This window comes from Nocardioides sp. Root122 (genome assembly GCF_001425025.1).
Taxonomy (GTDB): domain Bacteria; phylum Actinomycetota; class Actinomycetes; order Propionibacteriales; family Nocardioidaceae; genus Nocardioides.
This window is the reverse complement of the sequence record NZ_LMDE01000005.1, coordinates 22,520-45,458: the sequence shown is the minus strand read 5'-3', so window position 1 is coordinate 45,458 and position 22,939 is coordinate 22,520. Positions and strand designations below refer to the sequence as shown.

The following is a 22,939-nucleotide window of genomic DNA, read 5'->3' as shown; positions in this document are numbered from 1 at the left end:
GAAGTCTCTCAGCCCCACACACGCCCAGCGAGCGCAGTCCCCCAGACGAGACCCGCCAGCGCGCCACCGACCATGAACGGCCCGTACGGGAAGGGCTTGCGCAGCAGGCTCCGGTCTCGCCGTACGACGGCCAGCGCGACGCCGGGCAGGGCGAAGGACACGAAGCCGATCCACGCCCCGACCAGCAGCGCGTCCAGGCCCTCCCAGCCCAGCACCAGCCCCACGAGGGCGGCGAGCCGGACGTCGCCGAATCCCATCCCCGCCGAACGGATGAACCACAGCAGCCAGAAGAACGTCCGCAGGCCGACCATGCCGCCGACGGCGCCGAGCAACGCCGTGCGCTCCCCCGTCGCCAGCCCGACGGCCGTCACGACGGCGAGCGCAGCCAACGTGGCGGGTACGACGACGACGCGCGGCAGCAACCGCGTGTGCCAGTCGACGACCGACAGCGCGACCGCGACGGGGGTCAGCGGGACCAACCACAGCAGCGGCCAGTCCAGACCGGTCGCGACCCCGAGCACGGCTCCGGCGACGGCCGACACGACCGCGCTCCGGAGGCCGAGTCCCGGCCGAGCGGCGATGTCGGCGTAGGGCACCTTCCCTGGCCCATCGGTCGTCGGACCGTCATCCTGCTCGTCCTCGGCGGGTCCGGCCTGGGGCGCCTCCGACGGTGGGGTGGGCGCAGGCTCCGGCACCCGGCGGATGAGCGAGGGCACCAGCAGGCCACCCAGTCCGGCGAGGATCGCCGTCATCAACGCAGCCACCACGGTGTCGTCCACGGGGGTCATTCAAGCGGGATTGCGCGCGGCGAGGGCGCGTTCGCCGGCATCGCGCATCGCGCCCACCGGCGCCGGCCGGCCGGTGAACAGCTCGAACTGCAGCGCCGCCTGGTGCACCAGCAGGTCCATCCCGCTCACCACCACCCGTCCGGACGCGAGCGCGTCGGCGGCGAGCGGCGTCGGCCACGGGTCGTAGAGCGCCTCGAAGACCACCGGGATCCCGGCGCAGCGCGCCACCAGGTCTGGCGACTGCGCGGCTGCGGGGATGGTGGACACCACGACGTCGACAGCGGAGCCACCAGCCCCCAGGTCGGCCCCGGAGGTCCACTGCTCGTCGCCCAGGGAGGTCACCCGCACCTCGGGCGCGGACGGGTGGCCGCGCAGGGCGGCGAGGGTCTCCGCCGCCCGGGACTCGTCGCGCACGGCGACGGCGATCGTGCGCACCCCGAGGTCGGCGACGGCCAGGCCGACCGAGGTCGCGGTCGCTCCGCCGCCCAGGACGACCGCGGACGTCAACGGGGCCGACGTACGCTCCCGGATCGCCGCCGCGGCACCGGGCAGGTCGGTGTTGTCACCGGTGCGGGTGCCGTCGTCCTCGAGCACGACGGTGTTGACGCCCCCGGCGCGGCGGGCGCGCTCGGTGAGCCGGTCGGCCAGGTCGAACGCCTCGCGCTTGAGCGGCATGGTCAGCGAGAGCCCACGCCACGCGTCGTCCAGACCGTCGAGGAACCCGGCGAGGCCACCCGCCGGGACCCGGTGTGCGTCGTAGGACCAGTCGAGCCCGACCGCGGCGTATCCGGCTCGGTGCAGCACCGGCGACAGCGAGTGGGCGACGGGATCGCCCAGCACGCCGCACCGGCGCGCCGGGCTCCCCGCGGCCGCAGACCCGGTCGTCACCTCAGCAACGGTCCGAGGTCTCGCAGTAGGCCTTGTACTCGTCACGGCCCTCGAGGAAGCCGTCGTAGTCCTCGTAGAACTTCGTCTCGCCGGTGGAGAGGTCGACCGTGACGTAGTAGTACCAGTTGCCCTCGGCCGGGTTGGCCGCCGCCGCGATGGCGTCGTCGCCGGGCGCCTCGATCGGCGTCGGGGGCAGTCCGGCGTTGATGCGGGTGTTGTAGGGGGTGTCCTCGGCCAGCTGGTCGGGCGTGAGCTCCGTCGAGCCAGGCGAGAGACCGAGACCGTAGGCGATCGCAGCGTCGATGCCGAGCGTGCCGTTGGTGCCGCCCTTGTCGCCGGGGCCGTCGAGGCGGTTGTAGATGACCCGCGCGATCTTCGGCATGTCGTCGCCGCGACCCTCCGCCTCGACGAGCGAGGCGATGATCATCAGCTCGCCCGGGGTGTGCCCGAGCTCGGCGGCCTTCTCCTCGAGGCCGGCCTCGTCGGCTGCCTGCTGCCAGCGGGCGACCATCATCTTGAGGACCGCGACCGGCTTCATGCCCGGCTTGATCTCGTAGGTCGCCGGGAAGAGGTAGCCCTCCGCGTTGCCCCCGGCGTAGTCGGGCAGCCCGAGCCTGGCGGGCTGGTCGAGGGCCTTGTTCCAGGCCTCCTCGGGGAACTTGGTGTTCTGCGCGAGCGTGGACACGATCTCGGTCAGGCGCAGGCCCTCCGGGATCGTCACGGTCGGGAAGCTGATGAGGTTGCCGGGGTCGACGAGGACCTCCTTGGCGTCGGCCGCCTTCATCTCCTTCTGGAGCTCGTAGTCGCCGACCTGGATGCCGCTGCACTCGTCGCCGCAGGCGTCGATGAAGGCCTGCACCGAGGCGGTGACCCCCGCGGCCTTCAGGTTGCGACCGATCTCCGCCACGACGTCGCCCTCGTTGACGGTGAACTCGACCGAGCCCGTGCCGGGGCCGGGGAAGTCGTCGGGGCCCTGGAACTGGTCGGACACCCAGCCCACGCCCTTGGTCAGCGCGACGTAGAAACCGCCGACGAGGACGACGAGCGCGACGAGCACGGCCAGGCAGCCCTTGAAGCCGCGGCCCTTGCGTCGCTTGCCGCCGGGGACGTACTCGTAGGCCGGGTCCCGGACGTCGTCGTCCGGTCCGACCTCGGGTGCGGCCTCGTGCTCACTCATCTGCTACCTCGACGATCTCTCCGGGTGCCTGTCCGCTCGACCGCTCCGTGTCCAGGGCAGTCTGCAGGATCAGCACGGCGGCTGCCTGGTCCACCACGGCACGTCGCTTGGCGCCGTGCCGACCCTGGTCGCGCAGGATCGACTCGGCCGAGACCGTGGTCAGTCGTTCATCACACAGCCTGACGGGTACGGGCGCAACTCGGCGCGCCAACCGCGCGGCGAACTCCCGCACCTTGACCGCGGCCGGCCCCTCGGCGCCGCTGAGCGAGCGGGGCAGGCCGACGACGACCTCGACCGCCTCGAGCTCCTCGACCAGCTGGCCGAGGCGACGGAGGTCTCCCCTGCCGCGTCGTACGGTCTCGACGGGCGTCGCCAGGAAGCCGGTCGGGTCGCTGCTGGCGACGCCGATCCGGGCATCCCCGGGGTCGACGCCGAGGCGTACTCCGAAGCGCACCCGCCCGGCCCTGCTCAGCCCTGCACCGCGTGCTTGGCGACCTCGTGGCCGACCAGCGCGAGCGCCTCGTCGATCTGCGAGGCGTCGGTGCCGCCACCCTGGGCGACGTCGTCCTTGCCGCCGCCCTTGCCGCCGAGCAGCGGTCCGACGGCGCGCACGAGCTCACCGGCAGACAGCCCGCGCGCGCGGGCCTCGTCGTTGGTCGCTGCCACGACCGACACCTTGCCGGCGCCCCCCTCGACCGACTGGGTGCCGATGATGACCACGACGCCGGGCTCCCCCTGAGGGAGACGGCCGCGCACGTCCATCGCCAGGTTGCGTACGTCGCCTCCGCCGGCGCCGTCGACGCGGTGCGCCACCACCTTGACCGGCCCGACCTGCGTGGCGCCGGCAGCCAGCTCGGCGCTGGCACCGAGGAGCTGGGCCAGGCGCGCCTTCTCGAGCTCCTTCTCCGCCGCGCGGAGCCGCTCGGTGAGGCCCTGGACCCGGCTGACCAGGTCGTCGGGCTGGGTCTTGAGCAGGCCGGTCAGCTGCGCGACGACGTCGCGCTCGCGCGCGAGGTAGCCGAAGCCCTCGACGCCCGTGAGCGCCTCGATGCGCCGGTTGCCCGAGCCGACGCTGGTCTCGCCCGTCACCACCACGGTGCCGATCTGCGAGGAGTGGGCGACGTGGGTGCCACCGCAGAGCTCGCGCGACCAGGGGCCGCCGATCTCCACGACACGCACCTTGGTGTTGTCGTAGGTCTCGCCGAAGAGGGCGATCGCGCCCCACTCCTTGGCCTGCTCGAGCGTCATGTAGTCCCAGGAGACGGGCAGGTCGGCACGGAGTGCCTGCTGCGAGACCTGCTCGATGTCGCGGACCTGCTCCGGGCTCAGCGCCTGCGTCCAGCCGAAGTCCAGGCGGAGGTAGCCCGGCCGGTTGTAGGAGCCGGACTGCAGCGCGGTGGGGCCGAGCACCTCGCGGAGCGCGGCGTGCACCACGTGGGTGCCGGAGTGGGCCTGGCGCGCGCCCGTGCGCCACTCGGGATCGACGCGGGCGTGCACGAGGTGCGACGGGTCGAGCTCGCCCTCGGTGACCCGCACCTGGTGCACGACGAGGCCCTTGATCGGGCGCTGGACGTCCAGCACCTCGAGCCGGCCACCGTCGAAGACGATCGTGCCCGCGTCGGCCACCTGGCCGCCGGACTCGGCGTAGAACGGCGTGCGGTCGAGGACCAGCTCACCGATCTCGCCCTCGGCGAGGCGCGACACGGACGCACCTGCGCTGAGCAGCGCCAACGGCTTCGACTCGGTCTCGAGGGTCTCGTAGGCCAGCCACTCGGTGGGCCCGAACTGGTCGAAGATGCCCCGGTAGGCCGCGGTGTCGCCGTGCGCACCCTTCTTCGCGCGCGCGTCGGCCTTGGCGCGCTCGCGCTGCTCGGCCATGAGGGACCGGAATCCCTGCTCGTCGACCTGCAAGCCCTGCTCGGCTGCCATCTCCAGGGTCAGGTCGATCGGGAAGCCGTAGGTGTCGTGCAGCGCGAACGCACGCTCGCCGGACAGGGTCGACCCGCCGGTCCGCTTCACGTCGGCGGCGGCGGTGTCGAAGATCTGCGTGCCGGACTGGAGGGTCTTGCGGAACGCGTCCTCCTCGGCGAAGGCGACCTGGCAGATCCGCTCCCAGTCGGTCACGAGGTTGCCGTAGGTCGGGCTCATCGCGTCGCGTGAGACCGGCATCAGCTCCGGCAGCACGCGGTCCTCGCAGCCCAGCAGGCGCATCGAGCGAACCGCGCGGCGCAGCAGGCGGCGCAGGACGTAGCCGCGCCCGTCGTTGCCGGGCGTGACGCCGTCGCCGATGAGCATCATCGAGGAGCGCACGTGGTCGGCGACCACGCAGAACCGGATGTCGTCCTCGCGGTTCGCGCCGTAGGTCTTGCCGGTCAGCTGCTCGGCCCTGGCGATCACCGGGTAGACCAGGTCGATCTCGTACATGTTCTTCTTGCCCTGGAGCAGCAGCGCGACGCGGTCCAGGCCCATGCCGGTGTCGATGTTCTTCTTGGGCAGCGAGCCCGCGATGTCGAAGTCGGACTTCGACCGCACCGCGCTGAGGTCGTCCTGCATGAAGACGAGGTTCCAGATCTCCAGCAGCCGGTCCTCGAGCTCGAACGGCATGTCCGGGCCGAGCGTCGCGGCGTCGAAGTCGGGGCCGAACTCCGGTCCGCGGTCGAAGAGGATCTCCGAGCAGGGCCCGCCGGGACCGGGCACGCCCATCGACCAGTAGTTCTCCTTGGGGCCGAGCTGCACGATCCGCTCGCGCGGCAGCCCGGTGACCTTCATCCAGATGCCGATGGCCTCCTCGTCGCCCACCAGCACCGAGGGGTAGAGGCGATCCTTGTCGAGGCCGTAGCCGCCCTCCTCCACCGGGTTGGTGATCAGCGCCCAGGCCAGCTCGATGGCGCCTTCCTTGAAGTAGTCACCGAAGGAGAAGTTGCCGCACATCTCGAAGAAGGTCGCGTGGCGCGTGGTCTTGCCGACGTCCTCGATGTCGGGCGTGCGGATGCACTTCTGCACGCTCGTGGCACGGTCGAAGGGCGGCGTCTCCTGGCCGAGGAAGTAGGGCTTGAACGGCACCATGCCGGCGTTGACGAACAGCAGGTTCGGGTCGTCGGCGAGGGTGGACGCGGAGGGCACCACGGCGTGTCCGGCGGCCTCGAAGTGCGCGAGGAAGCGGCGGCGGATCTCGGCGGTGTCCATCAGTGGGGGTCCTTCATCTCTTCGGTGGTTGAGGTGCGAGCGGAGCGAGCCTCGAAACCGCTCCCGAGCTCGGGGTGCCAGTGGGCCTGAGCCCGAGCTGCTCGCGCAACTCGGTTTCGCGCTCGGCACGGCCCTGGTGGAGCTCCTCGGCGAACAGGCGGGCGCCGACCTGCAGTCCGCGCAGTCGGTCCCGCAGGCCGTCGGCGGTCAGGGCCTCGGCGGCGCGGCGGGCGCGGGCAGCGGCGTAGACACCGACCCCCGCCCCGGCGACGAACCAGAGTGGGCGACCCATCAGGCGACGTCCTCCCCCACGGCGGGCCCGAGGTCGGCGCGCTCCCGGGCGCGGAACTCGCGCAGCGCCTGCTTCATCTCGGAGCGGCGCTCACGACCGGCCCGCCGGGTCTCCTGCCGCACGGCGAAGCGGATCCGGTTGCGGGTCTCCGGCGCGAGCGCGCGGCGCAGCCCTGCGGTCCAGGACGCCGCCTTGACGACGGTCTCCCTGGCCACGATGTCGGCGAAGAGACGACCGTCGATGTCCTGCGCGACAGGGACGGCCTCGTGCGTGCGGGGCGCGCCGACCTCGGTGATGACGAAGGCTTCGGCCTCGTCGTCGGGCGTGGGGCGCGGTGCCGGGGCAGCGGGTGACTCCAGCGCAGCGAGGCGCTGCGCGAGCTGCTCGACGAGCTGCTCGGCGCGGGCGGCGCGACGCTGGGCAGCCACCGAGAGGAGGAGCGCGCCGAGCGCCACCACGAGGGCGGCGGCGCCCGCGGCGCTCAGCCACACCTGGTCCGTCGTCACGGCGCCGAGCCTACAAGCCTCACGGGATCGCGAGGTCACCCGCGGGTCGCAGGCGCAGCCAGCGGAATCCGTATCCGTCCAGCGGGAGGTCCACCGTGCCGTCGCCGGTGATGACGTCCTCGGACATCAGGTCCGTCGCCTCGAGGCCCCGACCGTCGGGGTCGACGGGCACCCGGACGGTCACCGGCTCGGGGCCGAGGTTGTGCGCGGTGAGCACGGCCGACCCGTCGCGGTCGACCCGGTGCACCAGCACCTGCCGCTCGGGCTGCTCGACCACGCTCCAGGTGCCCCACCCGAGCTCGGGGCAGGTCCGCCGGATGGAGACGAGCTTGCGGATGAAGCTCCAGAGCGAGTCGGGGTCGTGGACCTGGGCCGCCACGTTGACGTGCTCGGGGCCGTAGGCGCCGGTGACGACGGGCTGGACGAGCCGTCCCGGCGTGGCGGTCGAGAAGCCACCGTTGGCGGCCGAGCTCCACTGCATCGGCGTACGGACCGCCATCCGGCCCGGCACCTCGAGGTCCTCCCCCATCCCGATCTCCTCGCCGTAGTACAGCGTGGGCGTGCCCGGGAGGGAGAACATCAGGCTGTAGGCCATCCGCACGCGGCGCGGGTCACCGTCCACCATCGGCGGGAGGCGGCGCTTGAGCCCGCGCCCGAACACCTGCATCTCCGGCTCGGGGCCGAACGCGTCGAACACTTCCTGCCGCTGCGCCTCGGTGAGCTTGTCGAGGGTGAGCTCGTCGTGGTTCCTCAGGAACGTCGCCCACTGGCAGGTCTCGTCGATCTCCGGCCGCCGCCGCAGGGCGCTGACCAGCGGACGCGCGTCGGCCCGTGCGAGGGAGAGGTACGTCGCCTGCATGCCGATGAAGTCGAACTGCATCTGCAGCTCGTTGGCCGCGGCGCCACCGAAGAACTTGCGCTGCTGGGCGTGCGGCAGGTTGACCTCGCCGAGCATCGTGGCGCGTCCCGTGCGCCGGTTCACGAAGCCTCGGATGGTGCGCATCAGCTCGTGCGGGTCGACCGCGAGGGCGGGATCGCCGGCGTTCTCGGCGTTCTGCTCGAGAAAGGGGATGCCGTCCACGCGGAAGCCGTCGAACCCGAGCTGGAGCCAGAAGCCGACGATCTTCAAGATCTCGTCCACGACGTCGGGGTTGGCGAGGTTGAGGTCGGGCTGGTGCTTGTAGAAGTTGTGGAGGTACCACTCCCCCGTGCGGTCGTCGCGCTCCCAGATGGAGTCCTCCTGGTCCGGGAAGACGACCAGCTTCGACGTGTCCGGCGGCTCGGTGTCACGCCACACGTAGAAGTCCCGGAAGCGGTTGGTCGTGCTCCGCCGAGAGGCCTGGAACCACGGGTGCTTGTCGGAGGTGTGGTTGACCACGAGGTCGGCGATGACGTTCATGCCCCGGTCGTGGGCGGTGCGGATGACCTCCACGAGCTCGCCGAGGCTGCCGAGGCGGCGGTCCACGCCGTAGAAGTCGGTGATGTCGTAGCCGTCGTCGTGGTCGGGGCTCGGGTAGAACGGCATCAGCCACAGGCAGGTCACGCCGAGCTCGGCGAGGTAGTCGATGCGTTGGGCCAGGCCCGCCAGGTCGCCGACGCCGTCGCCGTCGGAGTCGTAGAAGGTCTCGACGTCGAGGCAGTAGACCACCGCGCTCTTCCACCACAGGTCACTCGTGTCGGTCACTCGCATGCGGTCCACCCAAACCCAGGCGGGTGCGCGTGGCAACGGTCCCCGGGGTGGGACGCCTCGACTCAGCCGCGCAGCTGCGGCAGGACGTGCTCGCCGAAGGCGTCGATGAACGGCTGCTGATCCTGCCCGACGAAGTGCAGGTAGACGTCGTCGAACCCGACCGAGGCGAGCTCGGCGATCCGGTCGCGGTGCCAGGCGAGGTCGGACGACACCTCCACCGCGCCGCGTACGGCGTCGAGGTCGACGTGCTGGGCCATCACGTCGAACCCCTCGACGGTCTCGGTGTCCCAGCACACCGGCTCGGGGAACACGTTGGTGCGCCACTGGTCGAGCGCCACGGCCTCCGCCTGCTGCGGCGTCGGCGCCCACGACAGGTGCACCTGGAGGGAGCAGGCACCACGACCGCCGGCGTCGCGGTAGGCCGCCACCACGTCACGCAGCGTGTCGAGCGGCTGGTTGATGGTCACCAGGCCGTCGGCCCAGGCAGCGACGCGGGCGGCCGAGGCCACCGAGACCGCGGGCCCGACGAGCCGGGGTCGCGTGCCTGGCAGGTCCCACAGCCGGGCGCGGTCGACGGTCACCAGCCCCTCGTGGCTCACCGTCTCGCCGTCGAGCAGCCGCGAGATGACGTCCACGCACTCCTCGAGCCGTCGGGTGCGCACCTCCTTCGCTGGCCACCGGTCGCCGGTGATGTGCTCGTTGCTCGCCTCGCCGCTGCCCAGCGCCGTCCAGAAGCGACCCGGGAACATCTCGGCCAGCGTGGCGATCTTCTGCGCCACCACGGCGGGGTGGTAGCGCTGGCCGGGTGCGCAGACGACGCCGAGCTCGAGGCCGGTCGACGCGAGGGCCGCGCCGAGCCAGGCCCAGGCGTACCCGGAGTGACCCTGGCGGCTTCCCCACGGCGAGATGTGGTCGGAGCACATCGCCATCTCGAAGCCCGCCTGCTCCGCGAGCCGGACGTCGTCGAGGAGGCGCGAGGGAGCGATCTGCTCGTGGGAGGCGTGGAATCCGAGACGCATGGCCCCACGGTAGCCACGGAGCCGGTCAGGACCCCCGCACGATGCGACGGATCCGCTCCCACCGCTCCTTGACCGACGCCTCGGCGCCGAGCGCCGTGGGCCGGTAGTACTGCGTGTCCGCGAGCTGGTCCGGGGCGTACTGCTGCTCGGCGACTCCATAGGGCTCGTCGTGGGGGTAGGCGTAGCCCTTGCCGTGGCCGAGGTCCTTCGCACCGCCGTAGTGGGCGTCGCGGAGGTGGGGCGGCACCTGACCGATCTTGCCGGCGCGCACGTCGGCGATGGCTGCGTCGATGGCAGTGATCACCGCGTTGGACTTGGGCGCGACGGCCAGGTGGATCGTGGCCTGGGCGAGGTTGATCCGCGCCTCGGGCATGCCGATCAGCTGCACCGCCTGTGCCGCGGCGACCGCCGCCTGCAGCGCCGTCGGGTCGGCGAGGCCGATGTCCTCGCTGGCGTGGACGACGAGTCGGCGGGCGATTAAGCGCGGGTCCTCGCCGGCCTCGATCATGCGGGCCAGGTAGTGCAGGGCCGCGTCGGCGTCGGACCCGCGGATCGACTTGATGAACGCGCTGATCACGTCGTAGTGCTGGTCGCCCTGCCGGTCGTAGCGCACGGCCGCCTGGTCGACGGCGGTCTCGGCCGTCGCCAGGTCGATGGTGTCCAGCCCGTTGCTCGTCGCTGCGCCGGCCGCCGCCTCGAGGTAGGTCAGCGCACGTCGTGCGTCACCGCCGGCGAGGCGTACGAGGTGGGCCCTGGCGTCGTCGTCGAGCCCGGTCCCGCCCGCCAGCCCGCGCTCGTCGGCGAGCGCGAGGTCGATCACCTCGGCGACGTCGTCGTCGGTGAGCGACTGCAGGCGCAGCAGGAGGCTGCGGGAGAGCAACGGGCTGATCACCGAGAAGAACGGGTTCTCGGTGGTCGCCGCGATGAGCGTGACCCAGCGGTTCTCCACGCCGGGGAGGAGGGCGTCCTGCTGGGCCTTGGTGAAGCGGTGCACCTCGTCGACGAACAGCACCGTCTCCTGGCCACCGCGGGCCAGCTCGGCGCGTGCGCCGTCGATCGCCGCCCGGACCTCCTTGACCCCGGCCGCCACCGCGGAGACCTCGACGAACCGCCGCCGCGTCTGCTGGCTGACGATCGCGGCGATCGTGGTCTTGCCCGTGCCGGGCGGCCCCCACAGCAGGAGCGACATCGACTGGTCGCCCTCGATGAGGCGGCGCAGCGGCGATCCGGCGGCGCGCAGCTGCTGCTGGCCGACGAGCTCGTCGATCGTGCGCGGCCGCATGCGTACGGCGAGGGGTGCCGACGCGTGCGTGTTGGCGGCCAGCGAGCCCCCGCCCGGCACGGATCCGGACATGGGTCCGGGCACGGGTTGCCCCGCGCCCGGAATCTCGAACAAGCCGTCCACGTCGTGAGTATCCCCGACCGGCGCGAGCGCCGGCCCGGCAGGTCAGGCTCCGGCGGTCTGCTTGGTCGTGAGGTCGTACCAGGTCTTCTCGTAGCCCGGGATGGTGAGCTGCGTGTTGGTCGGGGTCGCGCCGGGGACCGGCGTGCCCTGGTCGTCGACGCCGAGGAGGTCGGTCGTGACCGGCGTCGCCGGGTGGGCACCGAGCTCGCCGGCGAAGTGGCACGCGACCTTGTGGCGCGACCCGATCTGCAGGAGCGGCGGCTCCACCTTGGCGCAGATCTCCTGGGCGAACTGGCACCGCGTGCGGAACCTGCAGCCTGAGGGCGGGTTGATCGGGCTCGGCACGTCGCCCTCGAGGCGGATGCGCTCGCGACGACCACCGATCGCGGCCTGCTTCACGTCGGGCACCGCCGAGAGCAGCGCCTGCGTGTAGGGGTGGTGCGGCCTGCCGTAGATCGTCTCGCGGTCACCGATCTCCACGATCTTGCCGAGGTACATCACGGCGATCTCGGGGCAGAAGTGACGCACGATGGCCAGGTCGTGGGCGATGAAGAGGAACGCCACGTCGAACTCGTTCTGGATGTCCTGGAGCAGGTTGACGACCTGGGCCTGGATCGAGACGTCGAGGGCCGAGACCGGCTCGTCGGCGACGAGGACCTTCGGGTTGAGCGTCAGTGCGCGCGCGATGCCGATGCGCTGGCGCTGGCCGCCGGAGAACTCGTTGGGGTAGCGGTTGTAGTGCTCGGGGTTGAGGCCGACGACCTCGAGCAGCTCCTGCACCCGCTTGAGCACCTGGTTCTTCGGCACGATGTTGTGCACCTCGAGGGGCGCGCCGACGATCGTGCCGACGGTGTGGCGGGGGTTCAGCGAGGTGTAGGGGTCCTGGAAGATCATCTGCACGTCGCGGCGCAACGGCTTCATCTCGCGGCTGGACAGCTTGGCCAGGTCGTGGCCGTCGAACATCATCGAGCCGCCGGTCGGCTTGTAGAGCCGGGTGATCAGCCGACCGGTGGTCGACTTGCCACAGCCGGACTCGCCGACCAGGCCGAGAGAGCCACCCTTGGGGACCTCGAACGAGATGCCGTCGACGGCCTGGACGTGACCGATCGTGCGGCGCACGACACCAGCCGACTTCACCGGGAAGTACATCTTCAGGTTGTCGATGGTCAGCACCGGTGGGGCGTCGGGGTCGAGCTCGGACGCCACGTGCCCCATCCCGGCGACGGTGGCGAAGTCGAGGCCCTCGTGGAGCACCTCGTGGTCCGCGGTGACGTCGTGGTCGTCGTGGAGCTCGCGCTCGCCGGTCTCGGCCGCGTTGGCCCCGACCTCGGTCGGCTCGATCTCGGAGCGGGCGTTGGGGTCCTGGGTCATCGGGTCTCCTCGACGAGGTCGGGGGCGATCTCAGGCAGCACCTCGGTCTCGTAGACCCGCACGGGGTCGGCGAGGTGGCAGCGCTTGAGGTGCGCCGTGCCCGAGCTTGCCGGCAGCAGCTCGGGGAGCTCGGTGCGGCACAGGTCGCCGGGGACCTTGTCGGAGTGCACGCACCGGGGGTGGAAGGAACAGCCCGTCGGCGGCCGCAGCAGGCTGGGCGGGTTGCCGGGGATCGGGATCAGGCGCGCGTCGGTGGACGCGTGCACGTCGGGGATGCTCGACAGCAGTCCCCACGTGTAGGGCATCTCGGGCGTGGTGAGGATCTGCTTGACCGTGCCGTACTCCACGCAGCGACCGGCGTACATCACCAGGACGTCGTCGGCCATCTCGGCGATCACGCCGAGGTCGTGGGTGATGATGATGACGGCCGAGTTGAACTCGCGCTGGAGGTCCTGGAGCAGGTCGAGGATCTGGGCCTGCACCGTCACGTCGAGGGCCGTCGTCGGCTCGTCGGCGATCAGCAGCGACGGGTCGTTGATCAGGCCCATCGCGATCATCGCGCGCTGGCGCATGCCGCCGGAGAACTGGTGGGGGAAGTCGTCCACACGACGGTCGGGCTGCGGGATGCCGACGCGGTCGAGCATCTCGATGGCCTTGCGGCGCGCGTCGCGCTTCGACGCGCTCGAGTGGTGGACCAGGTAGGCCTCCGAGAGCTGCGCCCCGATCTTGTAGAAGGGGTGCAGCGCCGCGAGGGCGTCCTGGAAGATCATCGCCATCGAGTTGCCGCGCAGGGCCCGCATCTGCGACTCGCCCAGGCCGACGACCTCCGTGCCGTCGACGCGGATCGAGCCCGAGATCTTCGCGGACTTGGTGTCGTGCAGGCCCATCACGGCCATGCTCGACACGGACTTGCCGGATCCGGACTCACCCACGATGCCGAGGGTCTTGCCCTTCTCCACCGAGTACGACAGTCCCTGCACCGCGGTGACCGGGCCGTCCTGGGTCGGGAAGGTCACCTTGAGGTCCTCCACCCGGAGGAAGGGACCCTCGCTCGCGTCGCGCTCGGCGGCGGACGACTGGGTCATGGGAACACTGGTCACGAAAGCCTCACCCTCGGGTCGAGGACGCTGTAGACCACGTCCACGATCAGGTTGGAGATGATCAGCGCGACGGCACCGAAGAGGGCCGTCGCCTGGACGACGGGAAGGTCCTTGCCGGTGACGGCCTCGAGGGCCCACCAGCCGATGCCCTTGATCTCGAAGATCCGCTCGGTGAAGATCGTGCCGGCCAGCAGCGTGCCGAAGTCGATGCCGAAGATGGTCACGACGGGCACGAGCGCCGCTCGGAGGCCGTGCTTGTAGATGATCGTCCGCGCCGGCAGGCCCTTGGCCTTGGCCGTGCGGATGTAGTCCTCGCTCAGCGACTCGACCATCGCACCGCGTGTGTAACGCGTGTACTGGGTGCATCCGAAGATGCCGAGGGCGACCCAGGCCAGGAACATGCCGGAGAACCACTTCCACGGGCCCTCGGTGATGGGCGAGAAGTAGCCGGTGTTGGAGAAGAGCGGAACCTCGAAGGTCACCGTGAGGTAGAGCCAGGTGAGCAGGGCGAAGAGGTAGTACGGGATCGAGCTGATGAACAGGAAGCTCGACACGAGGGACTTGTCGGCCAGGCTGCCGCGCCTTCGCGCGGCCGCGACGCCGATGGGGACGCCGAAGAGCAGGTAGAGCAACGCGCCGCCGACGGCGATCGAGAAGGTCGCCGGCATGCGGGAGACCAGCTCCTCCTTGACCGGAGCCTTGGTGCGGAAGCTGATGCCGAGGCACGGCGCCGCGCACTCGTAGTCGTTCGAGGCGATGGTGAGGGTCCGTCCGACGAAGACGCCCTTGACGAACTTGCCGTACTCCTCGTAGACGGGGTTGTCGTAACCCAGCGTCTTCTCGTACGTCGCGAGCCTCGCCGGGGTGCATCGGTTGCCGCTCTCACGGTCACAGATCGGCTGGGCCGGGCTCGACGGGCCGTACCAGAACAGCAGGAAGATCGCCATGGAGATCAACGTCACGACGAGGACTCCCGAGATCAGCCTCTTGACGACATACGCGAACATCGCAGGTCACTCTCCGGGGATGGTGGATGAGTCGGACCGAGGCACGACAGCCTACGTGGTCCGGGCTGGCGAGTGGGGGCTCCCGGTCCGGGAGCCCCCACCCGTCAGTACTACTGGGGAACTACATGATGCTCAGAGGAGCACCAGGATCACTGCATCACGTACAGGTCCTTGTAGTTCGGCGCACCGATCGAGCCATCGCCCGTCGGGTTGCCGACCTTCTCGCCGAAGACGAAGAGGTCGTTGCGGAACGCGGTCGGGATGATCGGGAAGTACTCCGTCATGATCTTCTCGTCCAGCGCGCCCCACGCGTCGGCCTGCTCGTCGAGCGGCATGGTCGCGATGGCGTCCATCTCGTCGTCGATCGCCGGCTCGGAGAACTGCGCCGTGTTGTAGACCGCACCGGTCTTCAGCAGGGCCGGGATCATCGTGGAGCCCGACGGCCAGTCGGAGCACCAGTTGACGCCGCGCAGGTTCAGGGTCTTGTTGACCTTGTTGTCGGGGTCGAGCCACACGTTGTACGGCGACTCCTGGACCGGGATGGCCTTGACCTTGAAGCCACCGGCCTCGTAGCCCTTGGTGATCTGGTCCTGGGTGGCCTTGGCCAGCGGGTCGACCTCGTAGTAGACCATCGTGATCGGGTACGGCTTGTCGCCGTAGCCGGCCTCGGCGAGGAGCTCCTTGGACTTCTCGGGGTCGTAGGTGATCTGCGCACCGTCGACCTGGAACTCCTTCTTGCCGGCCATGCCGGGGGGCATCACCGAGTTGGCGGGGATGCGGGTCACGCCCGGGACCTCGCCGCCGGCGATCCAGACATCCTCGTAGGGGTACGCGTAGGCCAGGGCCTTGCGGATGTTGATGTCGGTGATCTTGGTGTAGTCCGGGGTCAGCGTGGACACGCACTGCGACGTCTGCTGCACGAGGCGCTCACCGAGCTGGCCGTTGGCGTCGTTGTACTTGTCCGAGCCCAGACCGGTGGAGACGGCGGTCTGGCTGTCGGAGTTGCCCGACAGCATGATCTCGTCGACCTTGGCCTGGTCCTGGTTGAACTTGAAGATGAACTCGTCGGCGTACTGGTGACGAGCCGGGTCCGAGTCAGCCGACCACTGGTCGTTCTTCACGAGGACGAGCTCCTCGTTGGGCTTGTAGCTCTCGACCTTGTAGGGGCCGTTCGCGAGCGGCTTCTGGCCGTAGTTCGGCGGCTTGGAGGCGTTGCCGAGCGGAGCCGGGCCCATCGCCATGAAGGCGCCCCAGTAGTCCATGTCCGGGAACGGCTTGGCCATCTTGATGGTGATGTCCTGGCCGTCGACCGAGATGCCGTCCCACTTGTCGCACTTCGGGTCCTTGGCGGTGTAGGGACCCTCGTAGTCGGCTGCACCGTCGAAGTAGTTCTTCGAGTACTCGGTGCCGGGACCGGACGGGAACGCCTCGGAGTCGAGCGAGCGGCAGATGCCGAACGCGACCTCTTCGGCGGTGACGGGCTTGCCGTCCTCCCACGTGGCGTCGTCACGGATGGTGAAGGTCCACTCCGTGTAGTCGTCGTTGGGCGTGCCCAGGTCGGTCGCGAGGTCCGGAACCAGCACGGGCTGGCCCTCCTCGTCGCGGGCGTACTGGGTCAGCGAGCGGCTCGTGAGCGCCTGCTGGATGGAGTTGCCCGTGACGGACCAGCCGCCGGTCGGGTCGAGCGTGTCGGGGCCCGGGTCGCCGGGGAGGTAGACCGTGATGGTCCCTCCGGCGGTTGCGCCCTCGACGTCGGCAGCGGGACCCTGACGCTCTGCGTCCTTGGTGCCCCCCTCCTGCCCGCCGAACTTCCTGTCTGCGCCACTGTCACTGCCACCGTCGTCCGACGAGCCGCCACCACAGGCAGCGAGCGTCAGAAGAGCGGCACCAGCAACGAGTGCAAGCGGCTTGTTCCGCTTCATGCTGTCCAGCCTTTCTTTGTGTTTCTCACCGAGGACGGCGTCTCCGGCGACAATCGATCGACCGCGTGCTGGGCGAGTGCTCAGCGTCGGGTCTTGGGGTCCAGGGCGTCGCGCAGCGCGTCACCGAGGAGGTTCAGCGCGAGCACCAGGGCGACGACGCCGAGCAGCGGCTGCCACAGGTACTGCGGGTACTCACGGAAGAAGGTGAGGTTGGTGCCCTTGAGGATCGTCTGGCCCCAGCTGATGCCGTCGGTGACACCGATGCCGAGGTAGGCCAGGCCCGCCTCTGCGGCCACGAACGCCGGGAGCATCAGCGACACGCTGATGATGATCGGCGCGGCCAGGTTGGGCAGCAGCTCCTTGAAGAGGATGCGCGACGTCGGCATGCCCATGACGCGGGCCGCCTGGACGAACTCGCGCTCGCGCAGCGCCAGCACCTCACCGCGGATCAGGCGCGCGGTGCCCATCCAGCCAAGCGTGGCCAGCACGATGATCAGGCTGGTCTTCTGGATCGTTGAGTAGTTGTCCGAGAGGGAGAACCGCTCGTTGATGATCGGAGCCAGGGTCAGGGCCGCCAGCAGGTAGGGGATCGTGAGGAACGTGTCGATGAAGAAGGTGAGGACCTTGTCGACCGTGCCGCCGAGGAAGCCGGAGAGCAGGCCGACGACGACGCCGACGAGGCTCGCGAAGATGGTGGCCGTCGTGGCGATGGTCAGCGACACCCGGCAGCCGTAGAGCCAGTAGGCGAGGTTGTCCTCACCAGTGCGCGGGGCGACACCCATCGGGTGGTCCCACGTGAAGGGACCGTTGGGCGGACCCATCTCGGGCTTCGGCAGGCCGTTGTTGAGGCCGTCGACACGCTGGCTGGCCAGCGGCGTCTCGAGGCTCACCCCGAACAGGTGGCTGATGGGTCCGGCAAACACCGCGCAGATGATGAAGAAGAGGACCACCAGCGCGCAGACGACGGCGATCTTGTCGCGGGCCAGGCGGCCGAGCGCGATCCGGATGGGCGACTTCCCGGCGATCTCCTTGGCCTGCTGGCTGTTGGGATCCTGGTTCTCCGGTTCGGTGCTCAACGAGCCCAGCGTCTCCGGCCCTGCGGTCTCTGCCGACATGCTCTCCCCATCTGGTTCGGGAACTGTTCGGCGTGGTCCGGGGGTCCCCCGGGGCCTGCGCCGAAACGGGACTCTATGTGACCCGCGACGCACGCACGATCACTGACGCGTAACGATCCAGTTACGACCGGTTAACCCACGCGTGCCGCCAAATCTGCGGAGGCTCACTCCTCGGGCGGGAGGTCCTTCGCGGGGGTGGCGTCCACACCGGCTTCCTTGCGCTGCTCCGCCGTGATGGGGGCGGGCGCCGCCGTGAGGGGGTCGTAGCCGCCTCCGGACTTCGGGAAGGCGATCACGTCGCGGATCGAGTCGGTGCCCGCGAGGAGCGCCACGATGCGGTCCATGCCGACGGCGATGCCGCCGTGCGGCGGCGCGCCGTACTTGAACGCGTCGAGGAGGAAGCCGAACTTCTCCTGGGCCTCGTCCTCGTCGAGGCCCATCACCTTGAACACGCGCGTCTGGACGTCGCCGCGGTGGATACGGATGGACCCGCCGCCGAGCTCGTTGCCGTTGCAGACGATGTCGTAGGCGTAGGCCAGCGCACTGCCCGGGTCGGTGTCGAAGGTGTCGAGGAACTCCGGCTTGGGGCTGGTGAAGGCGTGGTGCACGGCGGTCCAGGCACCGGCGCCGACGGCGACGTCACCGCTGGCGACCGCCTCGGAGCTCGGCTCGAAGAGGGGCGCGTCGACCACCCAGGTGAAGGCGAACTCGGAGTCGTCGAGCAGGCCGCCGCGGCGGCCGATCTCCAGCCGGGCGGCACCGAGCAGCGCGCGGCTGCTCTTGACCGGCCCGGCGGCGAAGAAGATGCAGTCGCCCGGGTCGGCGCCCACGTGCGCGGCGAGGCCCTCGCGCTCGGCGTCGGTGAGGTTCTTGGCGACCGGTCCTCCGAGCTCGCCGTCCTCGGCGATCGTGACGTAGGCCAGGCCCTTGGCGCCGCGCTGCTTGGCCCAGTCCTGCCAGGCGTCGAACTGCCGGCGCGGCTGGCTGCCGCCGCCCGGCATGACCACCGCGCCGACGTAGTCCGCCTGGAAGACGCGGAACGTGGTGTCCTTGAAGTAGTCGGTGCACTCGACGAGCTCGAGGCCCATGCGGAGGTCGGGCTTGTCGGAGCCGTACCTCGCCATCGCGTCGGCGTACGTCATCCGCGGCAGGGGCCGCTGGATGGTGTGACCGGCCTGCGCCCACATCGCCTCCAGGACGTCCTCCATCAGCGTGATGACGTCCTCCTGGTCCACGAAGCTCATCTCGATGTCGAGCTGGGTGAACTCGGGCTGCCGGTCGGCACGGAAGTCCTCGTCGCGGTAGCAGCGAGCGATCTGGAAGTAGCGCTCCATGCCGCCGACCATCAGCAGCTGCTTGAACAGCTGCGGGCTCTGCGGGAGGGCGTACCAGCTGCCCGGCGCCAGGCGGGCCGGCACGAGGAAGTCGCGGGCGCCCTCGGGGGTCGACCGGGTGAGGGTCGGCGTCTCCACCTCGACGAAGCCGCGCTCGTCGAGCACGTCGCGGGCGGCCTTGTTGATCTTGCTGCGCAGGCGCAGCGCGGCGTTGGGTCCGCTGCGGCGCAGGTCGAGGTAGCGGTGCTTGAGGCGCGCCTCCTCCCCCACCTCGATGTGGTCGTCGATCGGGAAGGGCAGCGGCGCGGAGGCCGAGAGGACCTCCACCTCCGAGGCCACGACCTCGATCTCGCCGGTCGCGAGGTTGGGGTTCTCGTTGCCGGCCTTGCGGGCGACGACCTCGCCGGTCACCTTGAGGCAGTACTCACTGCGGAGGCTGTGCGCGACCTCCTCGTCGCGGACGACGACCTGCACCACACCGCTGGCCTCGCGGAGGTCGAGGAACGCGACACCGCCGTGGTCGCGCCGCCGCGCCACCCACCCGGCGAGCGTGACGGTCTGGCCGACGTGCTCGGCGCGCAGGGCGCCGGCGTCATGGGTGCGGATCACTGGATCTCCTCTGAAGTGCTGGGGGTGTCGCTGGTGGGGGTGACGGTGCTGATGATGCGGGGCCGGAGGTCTGCCTCCGGCGGGGTCCACGTGGCCGGGTCGGCGTCGACCTGGTCACCGGTGCGGATGTCCTTGACTTGATGACTGACCTGGCTGGTCCCGCCGGCATCCCCACCCGCTCGGACGAACCAGACGAAGGGGATGCCCCGTCGCTCGGCGAAGCGGATCTGCTTGCCGAACTTCGCCGCGGTCGGGGCGACCTCGCAGGCGATGTCGCGGGCCCGCAGGGCCGCGGCGATCGCGGTGCTGGTGGCGCGGTCCTCCTCGGCGTTGAGCGCGACCAGCACGACGCTGGGCACGGGCCGGTCGCCGGCGAGCACGCCATCGGCGATGAGCGGGATGAGCGACCGGGAGACGCCGAAGGAGACGCCGACGCCGGGGTACGTCGTACGCCCGTCGCTGGCGAGGGCGTCGTAGCGCCCTCCCCCGCCGACGGACTTGAGCCGCTCGTAGCCCTCCATGAAGACCTCGACGACGGTGCCGGTGTAGTAGTCGAGGCCGCGGGCGATGCGGAGGTTGGCCTCCACGCCGACGCGGTCGCCGGCGACGGCCTTGCAGCCCTCGACCACCGCGGCGAGCTCCTCGAGGCCCTGGTCGAGCAGGTCGTCGGAGACGCCGAGAGCACGCACCCGCTCGACGAACGAGGTGTCGTCGACCCGGATGGTGGCCAGCTCCAGGCATTGCTGTGCCTGCTCGGGCGTGGTGCCGACGCGCTCGACGAGCATCGCGGCGACCTCGTCGGCAGGGAGCTTGTCGAGCTTGTCGATGACACGGATCGCGTCGGTGACGTCGTCGATGCCGAGCCCGCGGTAGAAGCCCTGGATCAGCTTGCGGTTGTTGAACTGGAACGACAGGCGCGGGATCGGCAGGCCGGCGAGGGCGTCGACCATCACCGACATCACCTCGACGTCGTGGTGGAACGGCAGCTCGTCGCGCCCCACGATGTCGACGTCGGCCTGGGTGAACTGGCGGTAGCGGCCCTCCTGAGGGCGCTCGCCGCGCCAGGCCGGCTGGATCTGGAAGCGGCGGAACGGGAACTCGAGGTGCCCGGCGTGCTCGAGGACGTAGCGCGCGAAGGGCACGGTGAGGTCGAAGTGCAGGCCGAGCTCGGCCTTCGCGTCGGGCTCGGCCGCGATGCGCTGCAGGACGTAGATCTCCTTGTCGACCTCACCGCCCTTGGCGAGCCGCTCGATCGGCTCGACGACGCGGGTCTCGATGTTGGCGAAGCCGTGCAGCTCGAAGGTGTGCGACAGCGACGCGATGACCTCGCGCTCGACGGCACGCTGCGCAGGCAGCAGCTCGGGGAACCCGCTCAGCGGGTTGATCTTGCTCATCTCGTCATCTCTTCAGTGTCCTCGCGTGACCCGGCCGACGGGTCCCTGCCCGTCCTGCAGGTCGAGCAGGTAGGGGTTGGTGGTGCGCTCACGGCCGATGGACGTCTGCTCGCCGTGGCCCGGCAGGACCACGATGTCGTCGGCCAGCGGGAGCACCTTGTCGGTCAGGCTGCGCAGCATCGTGGCGTGGTCACCGCCGGGGAGGTCGGTCCGGCCGATCGACCCCGCGAAGAGCAGGTCGCCGGAGAACATCACCTCGGAGACGTCCTGCTGGGCGTAGGGCGTACGGAACGTCACGGACCCCTCGGTGTGCCCCGGTGTGTGGTCGACGACGAACCGGAGTCCGGCGAGCTCGAGCTCGGCGAGGTCGGACAGCTCGCGCACGTCGTCGGGCTCGGCCCACTCGTAGGCGCCGCCGAGGAGCATCTGGGTGGTCTCGCGGCTCATCCCGGCCATCGGGTCGGTGAGCAGGTGCCGGCCGCTGGGGTGGATCCACGCCGTCGCGTCGTAGGTGCCGGCCACGGGGGCGACGCACCACATGTGGTCGACGTGGCCGTGCGTGACCAGCACGCTGACCGGCTTGAGCCGGTGCTCGCGCACCACTTGGTCGACGCCCGCGGCGGCGTCCTTGCCCGGGTCGATGACCACGCACTCGGCCCCGGGACCGGTCGCGACGACGTAGCAGTTGGTCCCCCAGGGTCCGGCGGGGAAGCCGGCGATGAACACGGGCGTCAGTCCTTGCTTGTCGTGGCGTGTCGTGACCTGTCGTCACGGGTCAGGCGTTTCCTCGGTGGGAAGCCTACCGAGGGCCCTCCGCGCCATGACTACGATGGGCGACCATGAGCGCCGACAAGCAGTCCCGAGACGACGCGGCCCCGGCTGAGATGCCCTGGGGTCGGGTGGCCGAGGACGGCACCGTCTACGTCCGCACCGCCGATGGCGAACGATCCGTGGGGTCCTACGAAGCCGGCACGCCGGCCGAGGCCCTCGAGTTCTTCACCAAGCGCTTCGAGGAGCTGGAGGGAAAGGTCCACCTGCTCGAGCAGCGCGTGGCCTCGGGCCGGTTGGCGCCCGAGGAGGCCACCGCCTCGATCAAGTCGCTGCGCGAGCAGGTCGTGGACGCGCACGCGGTCGGCGACCTCGTCTCCCTCGCCGGCCGCCTGGACGCCCTGGCACCGGTGATCGCGACCCAGCGCGCGGCCCGCCGCGAGGAGCGCGCCCAGAAGAGCGCGGAGTCCAAGGCGGAGAAGGAGAAGCTCGTCGCCGAGGCCGAGCGCCTCGCCGAGGGCACCGACTGGCGCAACGGCGCCAACCGGCTCCGCGAGCTGCTGGCGACGTGGAAGGAGCTCCCCCGGCTCGACCGCGCCACCGACGACGCGCTGTGGCGGCGCTTCTCCACCGCCCGTACGACGTACACCCGGCACCGCAAGGCGCACTTCGCCGAGGAGCACGAGCGCCGCGACAGCGCCCGCGTCATCAAGGAACGGCTCGCCACCGAGGCCGAGTCGCTGTCCTCCTCGACCGAGTGGGGGCCCACCGCCGGCCGCTACCGCGACCTGATGCGCGAGTGGAAGGCCGCCGGCCCCGCGCCGCGCGAGGTCGACGACAAGCTCTGGCAGCGGTTCCGCGGGGCCCAGGACACGTTCTTCGGTGCTCGCGACGCGGCCAACGCCGCCCTCGACCAGGAGTTCGCCGCCAACGCCGAGGTCAAGGAGCAGATCCTGGTCGAGGCCGAGGCCCTCGTCCCGGTGGCCGACCTCGAGGCGGCGAAGAAGACCTTCCGCGACCTCGCCGACCGCTGGGACGCCGCCGGCAAGGTCCCCCGCGACCGCATGAAGGAGCTCGAGGGCCGCATCCGCAAGGTGGAGCAGGCCATCCGTGCCGTCGAGGACGAGCAGTGGAGCCGCAGCGACCCGGAGAAGTCGGCCCGCGCGGACGACATGATCGGCAAGCTCGAGGCGGGCATCGCCGAGACGCAGGCCAAGCTCGACAAGGCCTCCGCCGCCGGCGACGACCGCAAGGTCAAGGACCTCGAGGGTGAGCTCGCGAACAAGCAGGCCTTCCTCGACATGGCCAAGAAGGCCGCCGCCGACTTCGGATAGTCGGCGCTCGCTCCGCGTGGTGGCCGGGTCTCGT

General features: G+C 70.6%; 19 protein-coding genes. 1 reads left to right on the top strand and 18 read right to left on the bottom strand.

The features are described from left to right. Positions 1–8 precede the first annotated feature (8 nt). The 18 genes from ASC64_RS06535 to ASC64_RS06450 all read right to left on the bottom strand — a co-directional run bounded on the left by ASC64_RS06535 (position 9) and on the right by ASC64_RS06450 (position 21,529). The gene (locus ASC64_RS06535) at positions 9–779 is read right to left on the bottom strand and encodes a prepilin peptidase (RefSeq protein ID WP_056906741.1); all 771 of its coding nucleotides are present in this window, start codon (positions 777–779) and stop codon (positions 9–11) included. A 9-nt stretch (positions 780–788) separates the two neighbouring features. Then, on the bottom strand, positions 789–1,676 hold the full coding sequence (locus ASC64_RS06530) for a shikimate dehydrogenase (protein ID WP_056906740.1): 888 nt from the start codon (positions 1,674–1,676) through the stop codon (positions 789–791). A 1-nt stretch (position 1,677) separates the two neighbouring features. Next, the gene (gene mltG, locus ASC64_RS06525) at positions 1,678–2,853 is read right to left on the bottom strand and encodes an endolytic transglycosylase MltG (protein ID WP_056906739.1); all 1,176 of its coding nucleotides are present in this window, start codon (positions 2,851–2,853) and stop codon (positions 1,678–1,680) included. Next, positions 2,846–3,307 (bottom strand): Holliday junction resolvase RuvX, encoded by a 462-nt coding sequence (ruvX, locus tag ASC64_RS06520; protein ID WP_056906738.1) that lies wholly within the window; start codon positions 3,305–3,307, stop codon positions 2,846–2,848. The genes mltG and ruvX overlap by 8 nt, the downstream gene beginning before the upstream one ends. Before the next feature lie 14 nt (positions 3,308–3,321). Beyond that, a complete protein-coding gene (gene alaS, locus ASC64_RS06515) occupies positions 3,322–6,039 on the bottom strand; it encodes an alanine--tRNA ligase (RefSeq protein ID WP_056906737.1) in 2,718 nt (905 codons plus the stop codon). A 13-nt stretch (positions 6,040–6,052) separates the two neighbouring features. Further along, positions 6,053–6,331, bottom strand: coding sequence for a DUF6167 family protein (locus ASC64_RS06510; protein WP_056906736.1), 279 nt, complete (start codon positions 6,329–6,331; stop codon positions 6,053–6,055). After that, positions 6,331–6,837, bottom strand: coding sequence for a hypothetical protein (locus ASC64_RS06505; protein WP_056906735.1), 507 nt, complete (start codon positions 6,835–6,837; stop codon positions 6,331–6,333). The genes ASC64_RS06510 and ASC64_RS06505 overlap by 1 nt, the downstream gene beginning before the upstream one ends. Before the next feature lie 19 nt (positions 6,838–6,856). Beyond that, positions 6,857–8,527, bottom strand: coding sequence for an alpha-amylase family protein (locus ASC64_RS06500; protein WP_056906734.1), 1,671 nt, complete (start codon positions 8,525–8,527; stop codon positions 6,857–6,859). A gap of 62 nt (positions 8,528–8,589) precedes the next feature. Next, the gene (locus ASC64_RS06495; protein ID WP_056906733.1) at positions 8,590–9,546 is read right to left on the bottom strand and encodes a TIGR03885 family FMN-dependent LLM class oxidoreductase; all 957 of its coding nucleotides are present in this window, start codon (positions 9,544–9,546) and stop codon (positions 8,590–8,592) included. Between the two features lie 25 nt (positions 9,547–9,571). Continuing rightward, positions 9,572–10,900, bottom strand: a complete 1,329-nt coding sequence (locus ASC64_RS06490; protein ID WP_056906732.1) for a replication-associated recombination protein A — start codon at positions 10,898–10,900, stop codon at positions 9,572–9,574. Positions 10,901–10,993: 93 nt separating this feature from the next. Continuing rightward, entirely contained in the window at positions 10,994–12,166 is a 1,173-nt protein-coding gene (locus ASC64_RS06485) for an ABC transporter ATP-binding protein (protein WP_056906792.1), read from the bottom strand. A 152-nt stretch (positions 12,167–12,318) separates the two neighbouring features. Continuing rightward, entirely contained in the window at positions 12,319–13,407 is a 1,089-nt protein-coding gene (locus tag ASC64_RS06480) for an ABC transporter ATP-binding protein (protein ID WP_056906731.1), read from the bottom strand. Between the two features lie 11 nt (positions 13,408–13,418). Continuing rightward, positions 13,419–14,429: an ABC transporter permease gene (locus ASC64_RS06475; RefSeq protein WP_056906730.1), complete on the bottom strand. Its 1,011-nt coding sequence runs from the start codon at positions 14,427–14,429 to the stop codon at positions 13,419–13,421. A 149-nt stretch (positions 14,430–14,578) separates the two neighbouring features. Further along, positions 14,579–16,351: an ABC transporter substrate-binding protein gene (locus tag ASC64_RS06470; protein ID WP_056906729.1), complete on the bottom strand. Its 1,773-nt coding sequence runs from the start codon at positions 16,349–16,351 to the stop codon at positions 14,579–14,581. An 80-nt stretch (positions 16,352–16,431) separates the two neighbouring features. Next, a complete protein-coding gene (locus ASC64_RS06465; RefSeq protein WP_056906728.1) occupies positions 16,432–17,466 on the bottom strand; it encodes an ABC transporter permease in 1,035 nt (344 codons plus the stop codon). Between the two features lie 164 nt (positions 17,467–17,630). Continuing rightward, positions 17,631–19,409 (bottom strand): aspartate--tRNA ligase, encoded by a 1,779-nt coding sequence (aspS, locus tag ASC64_RS06460; RefSeq protein WP_056906727.1) that lies wholly within the window; start codon positions 19,407–19,409, stop codon positions 17,631–17,633. Then, positions 19,406–20,803 (bottom strand): histidine--tRNA ligase, encoded by a 1,398-nt coding sequence (gene hisS / locus ASC64_RS06455; RefSeq protein ID WP_056906726.1) that lies wholly within the window; start codon positions 20,801–20,803, stop codon positions 19,406–19,408. Before hisS ends, aspS begins: the two co-directional genes overlap by 4 nt. 12 nt (positions 20,804–20,815) lie before the next feature. Continuing rightward, positions 20,816–21,529, bottom strand: a complete 714-nt coding sequence (locus tag ASC64_RS06450; protein ID WP_056906725.1) for an MBL fold metallo-hydrolase — start codon at positions 21,527–21,529, stop codon at positions 20,816–20,818. A 113-nt stretch (positions 21,530–21,642) separates the two neighbouring features. On the opposite strand from ASC64_RS06450, the gene ASC64_RS06445 reads away from it, so the two are divergent. Next, on the top strand, positions 21,643–22,905 hold the full coding sequence (locus ASC64_RS06445; protein WP_082550255.1) for a DUF349 domain-containing protein: 1,263 nt from the start codon (positions 21,643–21,645) through the stop codon (positions 22,903–22,905). The last annotated feature ends 34 nt before the right edge of the window (positions 22,906–22,939 follow it).